The organism is Shewanella sp. SP1S1-7, assembly GCF_031932105.1.
GTDB classification, from domain to species: Bacteria; Pseudomonadota; Gammaproteobacteria; order Enterobacterales; family Shewanellaceae; genus Shewanella; species Shewanella baltica.
The window spans coordinates 75,754-89,899 of record NZ_JAUOEU010000010.1 but is presented as its reverse complement, the minus strand read 5'-3'; the positions used below and the strand labels follow the sequence as shown (position 1 = coordinate 89,899).

23 protein-coding genes are annotated in these 14,146 nt (G+C 46.2%); 15 read left to right on the top strand and 8 right to left on the bottom strand.

Going from position 1 to position 14,146, the window contains the following annotated elements:
* Positions 1-65: 65 nt before the first annotated feature.
* Entirely contained in the window at positions 66-1,217 is a 1,152-nt protein-coding gene (locus Q4Q49_RS10310; protein ID WP_311999290.1) for a hypothetical protein, read from the top strand.
* 88 nt (positions 1,218-1,305) lie between these two features.
* The gene (locus Q4Q49_RS10305; protein ID WP_311999289.1) at positions 1,306-1,785 is read left to right on the top strand and encodes a hypothetical protein; all 480 of its coding nucleotides are present in this window, start codon (positions 1,306-1,308) and stop codon (positions 1,783-1,785) included.
* Positions 1,786-1,864: 79 nt separating this feature from the next.
* Here Q4Q49_RS10305 and Q4Q49_RS10300 read toward each other — a convergent pair whose 3' ends face one another.
* Genes Q4Q49_RS10300 through Q4Q49_RS10270 form a run of 7 tightly spaced genes read right to left on the bottom strand, consistent with a single transcriptional unit; the run spans position 1,865 to position 3,992 of the window.
* Positions 1,865-2,182: a hypothetical protein gene (locus Q4Q49_RS10300; protein ID WP_311999288.1), complete on the bottom strand. Its 318-nt coding sequence runs from the start codon at positions 2,180-2,182 to the stop codon at positions 1,865-1,867.
* On the bottom strand, positions 2,179-2,409 hold the full coding sequence (locus tag Q4Q49_RS10295; protein ID WP_012089043.1) for a hypothetical protein: 231 nt from the start codon (positions 2,407-2,409) through the stop codon (positions 2,179-2,181). The genes Q4Q49_RS10300 and Q4Q49_RS10295 overlap by 4 nt, the downstream gene beginning before the upstream one ends.
* Entirely contained in the window at positions 2,406-2,684 is a 279-nt protein-coding gene (locus Q4Q49_RS10290; protein WP_311999287.1) for a hypothetical protein, read from the bottom strand. The genes Q4Q49_RS10295 and Q4Q49_RS10290 overlap by 4 nt, the downstream gene beginning before the upstream one ends.
* Complete coding sequence (locus Q4Q49_RS10285; RefSeq protein ID WP_311999286.1) at positions 2,685-2,978, bottom strand: hypothetical protein; 294 nt, start codon at positions 2,976-2,978, stop codon at positions 2,685-2,687.
* 30 nt (positions 2,979-3,008) lie between these two features.
* The gene (locus Q4Q49_RS10280; RefSeq protein WP_011847795.1) at positions 3,009-3,356 is read right to left on the bottom strand and encodes a hypothetical protein; all 348 of its coding nucleotides are present in this window, start codon (positions 3,354-3,356) and stop codon (positions 3,009-3,011) included.
* 25 nt (positions 3,357-3,381) lie between these two features.
* Complete coding sequence (locus Q4Q49_RS10275) at positions 3,382-3,642, bottom strand: pyocin activator PrtN family protein (RefSeq protein ID WP_011847794.1); 261 nt, start codon at positions 3,640-3,642, stop codon at positions 3,382-3,384.
* On the bottom strand, positions 3,639-3,992 hold the full coding sequence (locus Q4Q49_RS10270) for a hypothetical protein (RefSeq protein ID WP_012586789.1): 354 nt from the start codon (positions 3,990-3,992) through the stop codon (positions 3,639-3,641). The genes Q4Q49_RS10275 and Q4Q49_RS10270 overlap by 4 nt, the downstream gene beginning before the upstream one ends.
* A gap of 627 nt (positions 3,993-4,619) precedes the next feature.
* Here Q4Q49_RS10270 and Q4Q49_RS10265 point away from each other — a divergent pair.
* From Q4Q49_RS10265 to Q4Q49_RS10250, 4 genes are all read left to right on the top strand, one after another.
* Complete coding sequence (locus Q4Q49_RS10265) at positions 4,620-5,072, top strand: VOC family protein (RefSeq protein WP_311999285.1); 453 nt, start codon at positions 4,620-4,622, stop codon at positions 5,070-5,072.
* Positions 5,073-5,157: 85 nt separating this feature from the next.
* Complete coding sequence (locus Q4Q49_RS10260; RefSeq protein ID WP_311999284.1) at positions 5,158-5,775, top strand: hypothetical protein; 618 nt, start codon at positions 5,158-5,160, stop codon at positions 5,773-5,775.
* A gap of 141 nt (positions 5,776-5,916) precedes the next feature.
* Positions 5,917-6,456, top strand: a complete 540-nt coding sequence (locus Q4Q49_RS10255) for a TIR domain-containing protein (RefSeq protein WP_311999283.1) — start codon at positions 5,917-5,919, stop codon at positions 6,454-6,456.
* Complete coding sequence (locus Q4Q49_RS10250; RefSeq protein WP_311999282.1) at positions 6,456-7,100, top strand: hypothetical protein; 645 nt, start codon at positions 6,456-6,458, stop codon at positions 7,098-7,100. The genes Q4Q49_RS10255 and Q4Q49_RS10250 overlap by 1 nt, the downstream gene beginning before the upstream one ends.
* 221 nt (positions 7,101-7,321) lie before the next feature.
* On the opposite strand, the gene Q4Q49_RS10245 is transcribed toward Q4Q49_RS10250, so the two are convergent.
* Entirely contained in the window at positions 7,322-8,023 is a 702-nt protein-coding gene (locus tag Q4Q49_RS10245) for a helix-turn-helix transcriptional regulator (RefSeq protein WP_311999281.1), read from the bottom strand.
* Positions 8,024-8,102: 79 nt separating this feature from the next.
* On the opposite strand from Q4Q49_RS10245, the gene Q4Q49_RS10240 reads away from it, so the two are divergent.
* From Q4Q49_RS10240 to Q4Q49_RS10200, 9 genes are all read left to right on the top strand, one after another.
* A complete protein-coding gene (locus Q4Q49_RS10240) occupies positions 8,103-8,306 on the top strand; it encodes a Cro/CI family transcriptional regulator (RefSeq protein ID WP_311999280.1) in 204 nt (67 codons plus the stop codon).
* A gap of 31 nt (positions 8,307-8,337) precedes the next feature.
* Positions 8,338-8,946 carry a hypothetical protein gene (locus Q4Q49_RS10235; protein ID WP_311999279.1) on the top strand — a complete coding sequence of 203 codons (609 nt, stop codon included), beginning with the start codon at positions 8,338-8,340 and terminating at the stop codon, positions 8,944-8,946.
* Positions 8,947-9,110: 164 nt separating this feature from the next.
* Positions 9,111-9,860 (top strand): helix-turn-helix domain-containing protein, encoded by a 750-nt coding sequence (locus tag Q4Q49_RS10230; protein WP_311999278.1) that lies wholly within the window; start codon positions 9,111-9,113, stop codon positions 9,858-9,860.
* The gene (locus Q4Q49_RS10225) at positions 9,857-10,543 is read left to right on the top strand and encodes a replication protein P (RefSeq protein ID WP_311999277.1); all 687 of its coding nucleotides are present in this window, start codon (positions 9,857-9,859) and stop codon (positions 10,541-10,543) included. Before Q4Q49_RS10230 ends, Q4Q49_RS10225 begins: the two co-directional genes overlap by 4 nt.
* Positions 10,533-11,789, top strand: a complete 1,257-nt coding sequence (locus Q4Q49_RS10220; RefSeq protein WP_311999276.1) for a tyrosine-type recombinase/integrase — start codon at positions 10,533-10,535, stop codon at positions 11,787-11,789. Before Q4Q49_RS10225 ends, Q4Q49_RS10220 begins: the two co-directional genes overlap by 11 nt.
* A gap of 55 nt (positions 11,790-11,844) precedes the next feature.
* Entirely contained in the window at positions 11,845-12,063 is a 219-nt protein-coding gene (locus tag Q4Q49_RS10215) for a helix-turn-helix transcriptional regulator (protein WP_115335513.1), read from the top strand.
* Positions 12,050-12,427 (top strand): hypothetical protein, encoded by a 378-nt coding sequence (locus Q4Q49_RS10210; RefSeq protein ID WP_311999275.1) that lies wholly within the window; start codon positions 12,050-12,052, stop codon positions 12,425-12,427. The genes Q4Q49_RS10215 and Q4Q49_RS10210 overlap by 14 nt, the downstream gene beginning before the upstream one ends.
* Before the next feature lie 8 nt (positions 12,428-12,435).
* Positions 12,436-13,050 (top strand): oligoribonuclease, encoded by a 615-nt coding sequence (orn, locus tag Q4Q49_RS10205; protein ID WP_011847781.1) that lies wholly within the window; start codon positions 12,436-12,438, stop codon positions 13,048-13,050.
* Positions 13,051-13,372: 322 nt separating this feature from the next.
* Entirely contained in the window at positions 13,373-14,035 is a 663-nt protein-coding gene (locus Q4Q49_RS10200; protein ID WP_311999274.1) for a hypothetical protein, read from the top strand.
* The last annotated feature ends 111 nt before the right edge of the window (positions 14,036-14,146 follow it).

Below are 14,146 nucleotides of genomic sequence, written 5' to 3'. Positions count from 1 at the left end.
TGTGACAAAATTTCTGCTGCGCTTCAATTTTTCCCATGCTGCGGGCGTTAGCCTGAAGGAGCCATATGAGAGTTCGCCTACCCATCCCCGCAAACTGGCAAGACTTCGAATCACTATGTCACCGGCTATGGAAGGAAGTGTGGTGTGATTCAAATGCGCAACGTCATGGCAGATCTGGCCAATCGCAATCCGGCGTAGATATCTATGGCCGTCCCGTCTATGGAACAAGTTACGCTGGTGTCCAATGTAAAGACAAAGACGGCCGGCTAGGCAGTACGCTCACCGAGAAGCAACTTCTCAAGGAGTGCGCCGATGCCAGAGCATTCACACCGCAGCTTCAAGCATTTACTTTGGCTACTACGGCGCCTTCAGACCAAGCCATCCAATCAGTAGCGAGAGACTTGAATGCTAAAAGCACGTTTCCCTTCGATGTGCATGTTTGGTCTTGGGATGAAATTGAGGCTGAGATCGCGTGCAGACCGACACTCGTCAACGCTTTTTATCCGTCAGCGCCAGTAGCCAGTGATGCACCGAGCGTCAAGATTTCCGTTTCCGCACCCAAGGACCAGTTCTTTGCATTCTTCTCTCGCCCACAGTTAGTTGAGCAATTAGGGCCGTCGCTGAAGGAAAGTTTGATCCAAGTCTCATATGAACTTTGCGACAACGCCTTTGTGCATGGCGGCGCTCGGCACATTGAACTATCGTTCGATGGCACAAGACTTCTAATTAGAGACGATGGGGCATCATTTAATCCTCTCGCTGGACTCGACAGTACAAAGGTTTCCCGGTATGGGAATCTTGGCTCTTATGTTCTCGATGCATTTCGTAAAAAGCATGGTGTGGACGTCGCTATATCGCATACGCGAGATAGTACCAATGGCAGAAATGATAATGTGCTGCAATTCGAGATTCAACAACGGGCCAAGTGTGTCGGGGTACCTGCGGTACTTGACATACAGGTCGATCTATCTACGATGTTTGGGCGTCAAGGAGCTAAAGGTCTTGCTGAGGAAATTGTGGTTCCTATAGGAACCAAAGAAGTGGTTATCACCGTTTCAGACATGTTTAACGTCAGCGGTACTATACATTTCATTCATTGCCTTCGGGAAAAGCTTCCACCATCTATCTTGCTGGTCATATCTCATCCGAGGACATGTCTGCTGGGAGAGTTATCACATTTGTTTGATAGTTCGCTGGTCAAGTTCCAGCCAAGATGAGCAGCAGGCTAACACATCATTCCACCGGACCTACGCGAAAAGCCGCGCAGGCCAGTGAATTCAAACTTTAGCCCTAAAGGTTACGACAATGATTTCATTACTGCGAATAGTTGCAAAATTGCCAATACCTACTGAGTGGCGATTGTCTTGGCAAAGAACATTACTAGAGAAGGCATATGCAAAAGATATTTCGGCTGCAAGAAAACTCAAGGAAACAGAGAAAGTTGAAAGTTTAGAGCATGACCAACGGTTTGAAATTGATCTGCACGATGAAGAGGAAGACGCTTACCTAACAAAACAACTTCTATCAAAAGCTCGTAAACTTCGCGTTCCTGTGCCTCACCGATATAATGAAGATAAAACCGAATCTGAACATTGGTACGAAGGTCACTATACGGGGCGCTGGTATTTAACTACTCGCGGTTTTTCAGCGCTAAGAGAAGAAATTCGCCGTGAAGTTAAAGCGCGTCATGAAAGTCGTGCACAATGGGTAGTTTGGCTTTCCGCTCTAACTGGTGTCATTGGTGCGGCCACTGGGCTTATTGCTTTGTTACTTCACAAAACATGATGAAATATAGGGCTAACTCATCATTCAAGGCGTTCGCTTCGCTCACTTGGGACTGGTTAAAACCCGCCCCAAGTGAGCGTCACTCCTCTTTGTCCTTAGGTGCAAAAAACAGCGCGACGGGGCCATCTTCGGTGTCGTGAATACTCAGCAGGAATGATCCGGTCTTGTCGCAAATGGGGTTCCAATCACTGATATCGGTGTCGCCCTCGTCAAAGTAGCGCTCGATGAGGTTTTCTGGCGCATCGAGTTCAAACCAAATCGCCACAAACTCGCCGCCTTGTCGTGCCGCCCATGCTTCACACTCTGCGCGGGTCACACCTTCATCCCACTCGGGCAAATCTGGATGGGTCCAATAACCTTCTTCACGTTCTACAGTTGCTGCTTGTATTGGGTTCATGCTGCTTCTCCTTTTATCCTGAGTTTTGATTCTGCGTTGAGTGCGAATACTTCGGCGTCGGCTTGGCCGAAGTCGCTGCACTCGATGGCGTTAAAAGACTTACAAATGCCCCAGCCGTGGTAATTATTGGGGGTGTACTTCACTTCGATTTGTTGCTGATCGCACATCAAGGTGGAGTAGGGCTTAGATAACGTGACCACGCCCGCTTTGGTACTGAACGTATTCATGCCGCCTCCTTGTTTTGGTTGTCGCTTGTTTGGCTGACTGGCGGATGGCAGGGCAGGCGCATAGGGTGATATCGGTACGAATACACTATGGTGCGGTTAATGCCCTTGGCGAGGTTGGTTAAGCCGTTGCCCAACGCTTGCCAGTACAGGCAATCTAATGCGCCCAGCGCCAGCGCGATTTTGATGCTGTCGCCCGTTTTGGCCTTGAGTAATAGGCTTAACTTATGGCTGCGGTAATGATTTAGCAGATGGCGAAACGCCGCTGATTGAGTCATTTAGGCCACCTGCTTCGGTTGCAAAGGGCTTGTTAGCAAAGGGTTTGATTGCAGCTTGGCCCAGTCGATGGCTTTAATGGCCTCGACCGTGGCGGCGATTTGCTCTAGCTTCTTTTGCCCGCGCATAAAGTTCGACAGTTCAATCCCGTGGCGAGCCGCCGCGCGTTCGGCGGGTAGGGCGCTGGTGTAATGCAGCGTTAACGCGGCAATCACCTCGGGCGAACTAATGCGGGTGAGCGACAGCAATAACGCAATGCGCTGCTTTGATTCAAAGCCCGGGAGTAAGTGGTTCATACGCTATTCCTTCCTTTTGAATTAGCAGGGCTAAGCTGCGGCTTCGCCGTTAAACACCACCAGATTGATGATGGGTTTCTTGGTTTTGGGGTTCACCTTGTCCGACAGCTTGTGATAGCGAATATGCACATCGCGGTGGGCTTCTTGGGTCATGGCTAACACTATGTATTGCTGGCACAGCGCGGGCGTCGATAACGAATGCGACAGGCGTTGTGGCTTCATGGTTTCAAACAAGTGCTGCGCCATATCATTCAACTTAGCTTGGTACTCATCGGGGCTCAGTTGACGGCGGTTAGGGTGCGCGCCTACAGAGGTGCTGCACTTTTTGGCCGCTTGATTTTTCGCTAAGGTCATGGACACGCCGTAAACAAAAAACATAGATACCTCCCCACTGAGCCGCTGATTACGCTAAGTTGATTTGATCTTGCTTGGCGGCGTCGCGTTGCTTGTCGAGGTATTCGGCAAGGTCGGTGACATTGACCATCCAAGGCGCTTTGTTGCTGTTACTGGTGCGAAAGGCGGCTAAGGGCAAGCGGCCGGCTTTGGCATAGTTGGCCGCGGTGCGCGGTTCGAGGCCAAAATACTCTTTGCTGATTTGATCCAGTGGCACTATCACTTTGTTGAACTGGGCCATAAGCAAAAACGCGGTGTTGATGCCGTTCATGTTGGTTGCTCCGCTTGGGTGAGTTGCAGCGGATGCACGTTAGTGGCCGCCTGTTCGTTACGCCACACCATCACCTTGCCGTACAAACCTTGCTGGGGCTCGGTAAAGCGCAGGCAGAAGTTGAGCCCGAGTTCGCCCGTGTGGCGAATGAACTGGCGGTAAAAGGCAGCGCTTGGGTGGTGATAGGCAAAATGCTTGACCAGTTCGGCACAGCGGGCTTGCACCCGTGGGCAATCCATCGGATCGGTGTGGCCCTTGGCCAGCGCCATTAAGCAGGCAAAACGTATTGCAACCAGTAGACGAAACTCATCGCGTTGCTTAGGTGTGGTGTGAACTTTCGCTAGAATCATTTCCCTGTCCTCGGTAGTTTTTTTAAGTTTTCTTAAATATAATTTAGGAAAACCTAAGTGCAAGGTCAAGTTAAAATTTAGGAAAACTTAAAATATTTTTGGATGTTTTTGTTTTGATGGTTTTTTGAACGAGTGATAATGCAGAGTAAGCGATTGAACTAATGAGGGTTTATGGTGATACTAGATAAGGCTATTTTTTATGAGTAAGACAAATTGCTCTTTTATGCCCTAAAAGTGTTTTGGCTCGTTAGAACAATCGAAAATTACCTCACCTGTTGCCCTACAAATTCTCATCTATTTGGCTAATGTTTGGCCCTACCGTAAAGCGACTTTCAATGTATGGGTATACAGTCGTATTTAAATTTAGATACTTTTGAGTGTTTTTTAACTCATTTTTTTGCGCGTTTTTTCCAGCCTAAAATTAATAAACCATTTAAAATCATGTTGATATACTTATCCAGAATTAGTTAATAGGTTTGGAAAACGCGCATGCGCGTTTTTCCGGATGGTGTATTTGATTAAAAGCTGATAAATTCTTTGTATACAGATAGTTAACTGTGCGCGTTTTCACTGGTCTAATGAGGTAAACGCGCATGCGCACTAATAAAATGTTATACGGTATGAATCATGGCCAGCATCGACATATTTCCACCACTAACACCAGAGCTAAATGTTCGCTGCATTAAAAAGTCGTTGAGCTTTTATACAGAGCTACTCGGCTTCTCGATTTGCTTCGAACGTCCCGAGGATGGCTTTGCAACCATCGATCTTGACGGTGCAGTTCTCATGCTTGAACAGATAGAAGAATTGGCACCACAAAATGATCCTTGGGTCACAGCAGATCTTGAATACCCCTTTGGTCGAGGCATAAATTTCCAGATAACCGTTAAAAATCTTGATGGTATACACAGTCGACTGACGGATAAAAACTATCCAATCCAGCTACCACTAGAGCAAAAATCATATCGGGTTGGTGGTAAGTTCGTCAGCGTTAGGCAATTTATGATCATTGACCCAGATGGCTACTTACTCAGGTTAAACAGCCTTGCCAACGTAAATACTGGTGCGGCCCAGGTATAACAATTGGTTCAAATCGTTCGCTGCGCTCACTGGGACGGGCTAAAGCCCGCCCCTTAACCAAACGTTAAATGACTAAGGAGATACCGTGAGCAAAGATGCTCAAGTTGAACAAGAAACAACTTTTGAAAGGTTGCCAGCAGTACCACACGCTGATGTTAATGCTTTGAAAGCGTTGTTCAAAATAGCTTTAGATAAAAGAGATTTTGAAATAACTCAGCTGGTACAAAGGAATAATTTCTTCATGATCTTTCAAGGAGTTTTATTTGCTGGTGTCATGCAGTCAAACCATACTAAGCCAGCTGTTACATTACTTGTTTGCTTAGCAGGTTTATTAATTTCTCTTTTCCAAACTGGAATGGCAAGTGGCGCAAAGTTTTGGCAAGAGTACTGGGAAGAAGCGCTAAAAAACATAGAAAAGGAATTATTAACACACATTCACCGTACAGATGAATCACGACGAGCAACTTGGAGCTTATTTCACGATAGAACAGCTATTTATAATGGCATGGTGAACAAGCGCCTTCATTCTCATAATAAAAGCTTTATGTCTATTACTTCATGGTTAGTAGCTAAAAGGTTTTCTGTAAGCCGAATTCCAATTTATGTTGGTCTTTCATTATCCGTAATTTGGGCTGTAATGGTTTTTATGGCAATTGATATCGACTTTACGGGTATAAGCATTGAAATAAAAGGGTTTAGCTAATCGTCATTTAACAAGTGCCTAAACCAAAGGACGCAAAACAGCAGGCTTGCGCTCCTTCGTCGCTAATTTTAGCCTGCTATTTCGCGCCGGTTAGGCAAGCGTTATGTTTTTAAAAATAGCAATTAACAAAAGGAGTATCATATGACAAGGCATAAATGTTTTATTTCTTATCATCACGAAGATCAGGATGAAGTGGATGAATTTATTCGCACATTTGATCATGAAAGAGATGTATTCATCTCAAGAGGGTTAGGACCAGAAATGAGTCTAGATATTATAAATAGCCAAAATACTGACTATGTTATGAGTCGGATTCGAGAATTATATTTGAAAGATTCGACCGTAACTATTGTTTTGCTGGGTAAATGTACTTGGGCTAGGCGATATGTTGATTGGGAGCTTCAGTCATCGCTGCGCTCTGGTGAAACGGTAACACCAAATGGTATTTTAGCAATTAAATTGCCAAGTTTTCCTAAGGATGCTGCCTTCCCCAATAGGCTCAACTTAAACCTGAAACAGAGTGACGATCAGCTAGACTGTTATGCTAGGTGGATTGAATATCCAACACGAAAAGATACATTGAAAAATGCGATTGATGCCGCTTTTAACCGAAGAAATACTCATAAAGCATGGATCGATAACCCTCGAGAAAAATTTTCCTATAATCGGACTTGCTCATAATGAGTGATAATGCAGACAAATTACTTAACTTCACGATTGATGAAAAGTTTAATGTTAATTTTTCGGTTGATGGTGATTTGATTTTGTATGCTGTGGCTTTAATGGCATTATATGCGTTTTATCAGATTTTCTTCTCAAGAAGGTTTAAATCATTTGAAATAGATGAAGCCGAAATTGGCATTGGTAACCAAAAAATCAAGTTACGACCCAACATTGTAGATATGCAAATTGCATACAAAGTTTGGGTTGAGTTAAGTACTAGGAAAATTGGCTTACCTATAGACTATGAAAATGATGTAATTGTAGAAGTTTATAACTCATGGTATGGCTTTTTTTCTGTCGTTAGAGAGTTAGTTAAGGACGTCCCAGTTTCCAACTTTCGTCGTAAAGATACAGAAAAAATAATTAGTCTTTCTATCGAGGTCTTGAATATGGGGATCAGGCCACATGTTACAAAATGGCAAGCGAGATATCGACGTTGGTATGAGAGAGTGTCTGTATTACCTGAAAATGAGTCCAAAACACCTCAAGAAATTCAAAGGGACTACCCATACTATGATGAGCTTATAAGTGACTTAAGGAGTGTTAATCAATGTTTGATACAATATAGAATCAAAATGCATCAAATCATTTCAAAAGCGTAAATTAATTGCCTTCTTTATATGGCGACAATTGAGTGTTGGCGTACAAACATAACAAGCAATTCCAGGTGTCGCATACTGCGCACCTGAATTGGGCGTTATTGCTAATAGAAGGCGTTATTGCTAATAGAATAGTTAAGCTGAATCTGGCTAATAAGCGTAATTGTTTAACAGGGTTATACTCAACAATATGTTGGGAAAGCTATTTTCGAGTTGCAAATGCTTTACAACAGAACTGAGTACCAAAACACTTTGCCGATGACTTTAATATTTTTAAGTTGTTCGTTATTGATGTGCTCGTCTGGCCACTCATCGGTGTTGTAGCTACGTAGGCGTAGACCACCACCGGGGAGTTTGTAGAGCATTTTGACCCGCATCATGCCATCGTGGTTAATGGCGTACATTTTACCATCGATGATTTCGGTGGCTGAGGTATCGACACCCACAGTTGAGCCGTGGGGTAATACCGGCTCCATGCTGTTGCCATTCACTTTGACACAGGCCGCATGGTCCGTGTTTACGCCTTGACGCTTAAGGCTACTTTTAGCAAAGCGGAGCTTAGGGCCTTTATACTCAACACCTTCCGTAATGCCTTCGCCAGCTGAGAGCTCGATATCCACGTAAAAGGGGATTTCGACTTCATCCTCACCTAGTGGACTATCGTTGTCCCATAGATCAAAACCGCCTGCCCATTCAGCATTCGATTCTGGTTTCTTCGTGTTTTTACTATTGCCAAACATCAACCAGTCGGGTGAGCACTGAAGTGCTTGAGCCAACTTGTAGAGGTTTTCACCTTTTGGAGATGTATCACCTGATTCCCATTGTGAAATGGTAACGCTTGAAACTCCGACTTTTTTACTAAGTTGGAGTTGAGTCAGGTTGATTATCTTTCTTCGCTCTTTAGAGCGTTCACCGAGTGTTTTCATATAAGTTATCTTAAATCAATTTGACTTAGGTTTTATTTATGTCGATACTTAGGAAAACTTAAGTTTAGGGTGGTAAAAAATGAAAACTCAGCTTGCCGTCGAATATTTCAAAGGGAAATCGAAACTAGCGAATGCATTAGGTATTAATCCAGCTTCCGTTTCTCAATGGGGTGAAGACGTTCCCGAACTCCGCGCTTATCAAATTGAGCGGCTAACTGATGGCGCACTCAAAGCTAACCCCGTCATTGTTTTAGATAATCCTGAGTCAGTGGGTGTGGCTTAGGTTCACTGTAGGTTGAAGGAGGACAATACACATGAAAACCCATTCACGTAAAAATGACAGCCGTTTGAATTTGTTGATGAAAACGATTCATCGGGTGTTGGAGTTACCCAAGATGACGCGCTTTGCGCTGGCGATAGATTTTGTTGCGGCAGTTGAGCGCCTTGGGCTAAGCGAGGTTTTAGCGGCGGAGGGCATTAGCTTTGCGAGCACGCAAGACGTGCACAACGATGCGCGGATTAATGCCCAAAAGCTGTTCCGCTGGCTTGGCCAGTACGAGGGCCAACATCCGCAGGTTGATCGCTTGTTTCATGTTGAGCAAGCAATGGTGGCGGCACTGCCCGAGCATTTGCGGGTGCAGTATCTCAACGATGTATTTGGTTGCACAGGGGTGACTGTCATTGCCGATCGCATGAGTGACGGCCATGTGTTGCATGTGGCCGATATGGCGGCATCGTTAACCAAAGAGAACGCCGAGGCACAAGTGGCGGTGATCCATTTGGGTCCGGCGCCGAAGCGCGAGCAGTTAGTGGCGGCGCACCGTGAGTTAAAAGAGTCGGCGGCGACCACGCAAGCGAGCATGGCGGCGTTAGAGCTGGCGTATCCGTATTTAGCGAGTCATGGCGGTAAGGCGGGTTGTTGATGACGGTACACGAACACGCATCGATTACTTATCGAGAATAAGAAAGCCCGCAAAAGTTTGGCGACAGGCGCGGGCTTAATACCTAAGAGAGGCGATTACATGTTACGAAAGCATGGGGGTTGCGTCAATTCGGCTTTGTGGGTTACTCCGTTTGGGGGTGGTTTATGAGTATGGAATTGATGGTAAAAGCGATGAAGGCCAAGGTGGGTAATCCACTGCGTAAGTTGGTGTTGATTAAGCTGGCCGACAACGCGAACGATAATGGTGAATGTTGGCCGAGCCATCAGCATATTGCTGACCAGTGCGAGATTGGTCATAGCACAGTGAGAAAGCATATTGCTGCACTGGTTGATATGGGTTTTGTGACGATTAAAAATCGTAAGGGACCTAAGGGAAATTTAACCAATATTTACACGATTTCAATCTGCTACGAGGTAGCACCCCCTGTGCTAGCAGATAGCACCGAAGGGGTGCCACCAGATAGCATAGGTATGCCACCAGATAGCACACCCCCTGTGCCACCAGATAGCACCGGAATCTATCACTCTTTTGAACCTATCAATGAATCTTTAAAAGATAGTTGTCCAGCAACGAGTGCTAAGTCGGTTTTCAATGCGTTTTTTAAAGCGTATCCCGCCCATCGCAAAGGCGGGGCGGATTCGGCTGCATGGAAAGCGTGGAAGGCCGAAAAGCTGACCGACGCCGATTGTGTGTTGGCGGTGAGCTGGTTGAAGGAGGCTGCGGCGCTGGATGCGAGTTGGGGCTTTAGCGCTAACGGCCAGTTTGTGCTGGGCATTACCAAGTTTATCCGCGAACGCCACTGGCTAACGCCGTTGCCAAGACCGATAGCAACTGCCGTTGGTCAAGTGGATTGGAGTTATGCGGTGTATGACCCAGAGGACCCCTTGATATGACGGCCAAGCAAAATACGAGCATGAAATCACTGCAGACCTTAATCCGCCAGCCGCTGGTTGGGCAGGGCGCGCGGGTGACACAATCCGAGCCGACGGCAATGGATATGGCGATTGTGGACAGCGTGTTTAGCAAGTTACGGGTGTTGTTCCCTGTGAGTGCGCCGCGGCCTGAGGATGAAGCGACCCACAAAGCCGAGTGGCTTAAAACCTTGGCGGCGCAGGGCATTGCGAGTCGCGAGCAAGTGCAAGCGGGGCTGAATCGCGCGAGACGCGAGCAGGGCGATAGGCAGTTTTGGCCGACACCGCGCCAGTTTGCGCTTTGGTGCCAACCCACGGCCTGTGATTTGGGGCTGCCCAAGTTGGAAGCCGCGTTCAAGGAGGCAACCCGCCATTACCATCACCCTGACAAGCATTCGTGGAGCCATGATGTGGTGCGCTTAGCGGTGCGTGAAACGGGCAGTTGGATGTTTGCGACTGGGCTCGAAAAGGATGTGTTGATGACCTTTGAGCGCAATTACAAAGTGTTATGTCGGCGCTTTAGCCGTGGCGAGTTGACCGATGTTGAGTTGCCTAAGGCGTTACCTGAAACGGTGACGCGGCCGACTGAGGCGGCAAAGGCGAAATCGATTATTGCCAATTTACGGGCAAACCTAGGGCTTAAGGGGGCAAACGATGGCTGCTAGCGGGGTTGAGATTGGTAAGTTGAACGATGCCGCGCTGCGCCGTTGGTTACGTGGCGGTTTGACGCGGGATTTTAGGGACCCGCAGTTTCCTGAGCTGCGTTTACGGGCGACGGCGGATAGGACGAAGGCGAGTGTGCATTTGGTGATTAATGAGGGAGATAAGACGGTTTGGAAGAAGCAAGGCGTGTGGCCGAGCATGTGCATTAAGACGTTTTTAGCGGATTTACCTGTGATGCTGGCTAAGCGCAGTGCGGGCGCGGATGTGTTGCGCGGTGAGTTTGCGACTGTGACTGATTTGCTGTTGTGGTATGGGGATTATTTGGATGGCAATACGACCTTAAGCCCGAGCTGGCGCGATAACTGTAGGTCGATTATGCGTAAGCAGTTGTTGCCTAAGTTGGGGGATGTGGCCTTGGCTGAGTTGTCGTTTTTGGTGGTGGATAGTGCGTTGGTGAAGCTGATGCTGAATGAGGGGTATGCGCCGCATTACATTCGTTTGAGTGTGAATGTGCTTAAGCGGGCGTTGAGTTTGGCGGCTGATTTTAGGTTGTTATTGCTTAATCCTCTGATGGGGTATCGAGTGACGATGAGTTTAACCTTATCACCTAAGCCTGATACGCGCTTGATGGAGTCGGACTTAGGGCCGTTGTTTGTGGCTTTGCGGGATGCATTTATGCCGGTGGCGATGTTGTTTATGTTGATGCTGATGTTTGGCACGCGCATTGGTGAAACCCGTTTGGCACGATGGGAGCATTTTGCGGGTGAGTATTGGTTTATCCCTGCGGCGAATGCGAAGAACCGCCAAGAGCACCGGCTACCGTTAACGCCTACGGCTAAGGCGTTGATCCAGCATTATTTGCAGTGGCAGCTTAAAAATGTGGGTAAGCGGGCGTTTTTGTTTGCGGGTGATGTTGGCGCTATTAGCCAGCGCACTGCGCATTATTGGAGTGAGACGATTCGATTTAAAGAGTTTACTTCGCATGATTTGCGCAAGCTTTGCCGCACGATTATCCAAGACATGGGCGTGGATACTATGGTGGGTGAGCGGTTGCTTAATCATGCCTTGCCTGTGCTTTTGCGTACCTATGTTCATTCGACTTTGGATAAGGGTATGTTGAGTGCGCTTGATGCGTATCACGCGCATTTAATTTCGCTCGGTTTTAGTGAGGTTGCGCCCGAGATAATCCCTAGATCGTCTGCGAATGTTGGGAGTGCTCAAACCCTTGGTGCGAGTGGGTGGCTGTGATGATCGTTGCATCAGCCTTACAAGAGTATGCAATGGCACTAAATAAGGTGGTTTTATGAGCAATCGGTCAGCAATCATTCTAAAAACTGGGCGTGGTATTAGGGGCTTTAGTCAGCATGAAGTGGCTGAGATTTACGGAGTTGATCGCCGTACTTATCAGCGATGGGAGAGCGGCAAAAGCAATGTTCCTTCTAACCATTTTCTTGCCATCTTGGATGATGTATTTCATTTATCGATTGAGCAGATCACGGAGGTAGCGAATGAGGCCATCTAATTTAAGAGTGACATTGGTTGCCGATGGGCGTGATGACTTGGTCAACATAAAAGCCCTTCGTGCTGGGCTCAATGCCTGGGGGCGTTATTGGGCGTTCCAAGAACTCGGTAAAGGTTTCACTAATCGCAGTGCTTGCGATAAGTTAGGCGAGGTGCAGGTTTATGGTGGTGCGTTGGTTAGGGAGCTGAGCGTTCCTAAGCATGTGGTCCAGTTCGATAGGATGATTGAGCGGTTATCGCCAAATTGTATTCGGGCGATTCGCACCTGCTACGTGTGCAAAGGCCAGTGGGCATTGATGGGGTTCGACAGTAAGAAGTCGTATGTGTATTGGTTGAGAAGGGCAGAGATTCAATTAGCAAAGTGAGGTGGGTGATGGAGCAATTCTTTTTGTTTGGTGATTTAGAAACGGGTGGACTGAACGGCCGCTTAGACAATGGGATGCTGGGTATGGAGTATTACCCTATCTTTGAGCTGGCCTTTATCGTGACTGATAGTGAGTTAAATCAAGTGGGTGAAGCGCTGCACGTTGTTGTGCATCAAGACGATGAACACATTGCAAGGTCACATGAGTGGGCGATAGATGTGCATACCAAGAGTGGGTTGTTAGCTGCTGTTCGTGCCTCATCAGTATCGTTAGCACAGGCTGAGCAGATGGTTATCGAACACCTGAAAGCACTGGGAATACCTAAGCATGACCGCAAAGCTAAGACTGGCGTGGTGTTTGCGGGTAACTCAATCATGTTTGATCGTTCGTTTATCATGTGCCAAATGCCTGAGCTTCATGAGTACATGCATTACAGGCAGCTAGATATATCAGCACTAGGGCTCGCAGCTAGAGCTTGGGCGCCTGAGGTTGAGCGTAATGCGATTAAGGCTAAGCAGTATCAGCATGAAGCCTTAGCCGATATTCGGGAGTCGATAGCAGAACTCAAGTACTATCGCGACGAGTTGTTTGGTTGTGAAATATCATCTTTGTCAATAGGTTAGGCGCGGCCTGTTCAAATGAGAATGGCTATCATCAGAGCTAGATGCGACCTATTATCATCACGGGTCCTTCCGGCTCGATTCACTGCGGGGGCGGTGACGCGCAATGCTTCACTACATATGAGAATTTTGGGGAGGTTGGTTGTTGTTTTATGAGCCCCCTAAAACACCCTTCCAACACTCGCTAAGAAATCCCTATTAACCAATTGATATTTTTCTGAAAATTGTTTGTAATGCATGTGCGGTTATTAGCAGATCGACAGGGATCTTATGACCAACTTTTGATCTTCTTGGTGTAGTTGAAAATCAATTAAGGTATGCAGGTATGCAGAATTTATTGTCAGGTGACGTTTCGTGGCTAAATGCCTCAGCAGTAATATTGCTGATGCTTCCAATTGTTAAGTTATTATCATCACTATATTTTGAAAAGCACAAAATTAATCTTAAGAAGCTTGAGATTGCTCAGTCAGTTTTAAGCGGTAATCTCAATAAGCCCAGTATTAAGCAACGGTATCTTATCGAGCAAATTTTCACATCAATTTATAAGTATCGTTTTTCATACGATGAAATCAATGTGCTACTTAAATATATAAATCCTAGTCAAGCTTTTGATTTATATGTAAAAGCTGGTCATTTCCTTGAGTTATCCAATAAGATGAACTCATTTAGATTGAACAAGCATTACTGGCATATATCAACTCGTTACTTTTCAGTATACCCACATAACTGGTATCTGATGCTTAGATATTTTGTGTGTGGTTTCATTGGTGTAATAGTGTGGATTATGGGATTTAACCTATTGTCTAAAAACGATTTTGTTAATGGGCTTTTTAACAATTGGGGCTATATGCCAGTTTGTTATTGGGTATTTTTGGCTTTTGTCGGAGGAATTGTTTTTTTTGCTTTTGCGTTTAAATCTATAGCTTTAGTTGGCGGCATAAATAAGGCTTTCACTTTTATTGATATGAGTGATAAATCACTTAAGTGATAAGTAAAACGATAAATCCTCTGTGATTAAGTTTTCACGTATCACATATTTACAAATTCCGAAACGGCACTTTTGTCGCTTTATGCGGCACATTTGCCGCTTTCAAGGCCC

Excerpts from the sequence above, each read along its gene's own strand:
- Q4Q49_RS10255 (WP_311999283.1), top strand. The coding sequence starts at position 5,917 with ATGACAAGGCATAAATGTTTTATTTCTTATCATCACGAAGATCAGGAT.
- Q4Q49_RS10305 (WP_311999289.1), top strand. The coding sequence starts at position 1,306 with ATGATTTCATTACTGCGAATAGTTGCAAAATTGCCAATACCTACTGAG.
- Q4Q49_RS10275 (WP_011847794.1), bottom strand. The coding sequence starts at position 3,642 with ATGAACGGCATCAACACCGCGTTTTTGCTTATGGCCCAGTTCAACAAA.
- Q4Q49_RS10285 (WP_311999286.1), bottom strand. The coding sequence starts at position 2,978 with ATGAACCACTTACTCCCGGGCTTTGAATCAAAGCAGCGCATTGCGTTA.
- Q4Q49_RS10225 (WP_311999277.1), top strand. The coding sequence starts at position 9,857 with ATGACGGCCAAGCAAAATACGAGCATGAAATCACTGCAGACCTTAATC.
- Q4Q49_RS10200 (WP_311999274.1), top strand. The coding sequence starts at position 13,373 with ATGCAGAATTTATTGTCAGGTGACGTTTCGTGGCTAAATGCCTCAGCA.
- Q4Q49_RS10220 (WP_311999276.1), top strand. The coding sequence starts at position 10,533 with ATGGCTGCTAGCGGGGTTGAGATTGGTAAGTTGAACGATGCCGCGCTG.
- Q4Q49_RS10280 (WP_011847795.1), bottom strand. The coding sequence starts at position 3,356 with ATGTTTTTTGTTTACGGCGTGTCCATGACCTTAGCGAAAAATCAAGCG.
- Q4Q49_RS10290 (WP_311999287.1), bottom strand. The coding sequence starts at position 2,684 with ATGACTCAATCAGCGGCGTTTCGCCATCTGCTAAATCATTACCGCAGC.
- Q4Q49_RS10250 (WP_311999282.1), top strand. The coding sequence starts at position 6,456 with ATGAGTGATAATGCAGACAAATTACTTAACTTCACGATTGATGAAAAG.
- Q4Q49_RS10245 (WP_311999281.1), bottom strand. The coding sequence starts at position 8,023 with ATGAAAACACTCGGTGAACGCTCTAAAGAGCGAAGAAAGATAATCAAC.
- Q4Q49_RS10300 (WP_311999288.1), bottom strand. The coding sequence starts at position 2,182 with ATGAACCCAATACAAGCAGCAACTGTAGAACGTGAAGAAGGTTATTGG.
- Q4Q49_RS10240 (WP_311999280.1), top strand. The coding sequence starts at position 8,103 with ATGAAAACTCAGCTTGCCGTCGAATATTTCAAAGGGAAATCGAAACTA.
- Q4Q49_RS10310 (WP_311999290.1), top strand. The coding sequence starts at position 66 with ATGAGAGTTCGCCTACCCATCCCCGCAAACTGGCAAGACTTCGAATCA.
- Q4Q49_RS10230 (WP_311999278.1), top strand. The coding sequence starts at position 9,111 with ATGAGTATGGAATTGATGGTAAAAGCGATGAAGGCCAAGGTGGGTAAT.
- orn (WP_011847781.1), top strand. The coding sequence starts at position 12,436 with ATGGAGCAATTCTTTTTGTTTGGTGATTTAGAAACGGGTGGACTGAAC.
- Q4Q49_RS10215 (WP_115335513.1), top strand. The coding sequence starts at position 11,845 with ATGAGCAATCGGTCAGCAATCATTCTAAAAACTGGGCGTGGTATTAGG.
- Q4Q49_RS10295 (WP_012089043.1), bottom strand. The coding sequence starts at position 2,409 with ATGAATACGTTCAGTACCAAAGCGGGCGTGGTCACGTTATCTAAGCCC.
- Q4Q49_RS10270 (WP_012586789.1), bottom strand. The coding sequence starts at position 3,992 with ATGATTCTAGCGAAAGTTCACACCACACCTAAGCAACGCGATGAGTTT.
- Q4Q49_RS10235 (WP_311999279.1), top strand. The coding sequence starts at position 8,338 with ATGAAAACCCATTCACGTAAAAATGACAGCCGTTTGAATTTGTTGATG.
- Q4Q49_RS10210 (WP_311999275.1), top strand. The coding sequence starts at position 12,050 with ATGAGGCCATCTAATTTAAGAGTGACATTGGTTGCCGATGGGCGTGAT.
- Q4Q49_RS10265 (WP_311999285.1), top strand. The coding sequence starts at position 4,620 with ATGGCCAGCATCGACATATTTCCACCACTAACACCAGAGCTAAATGTT.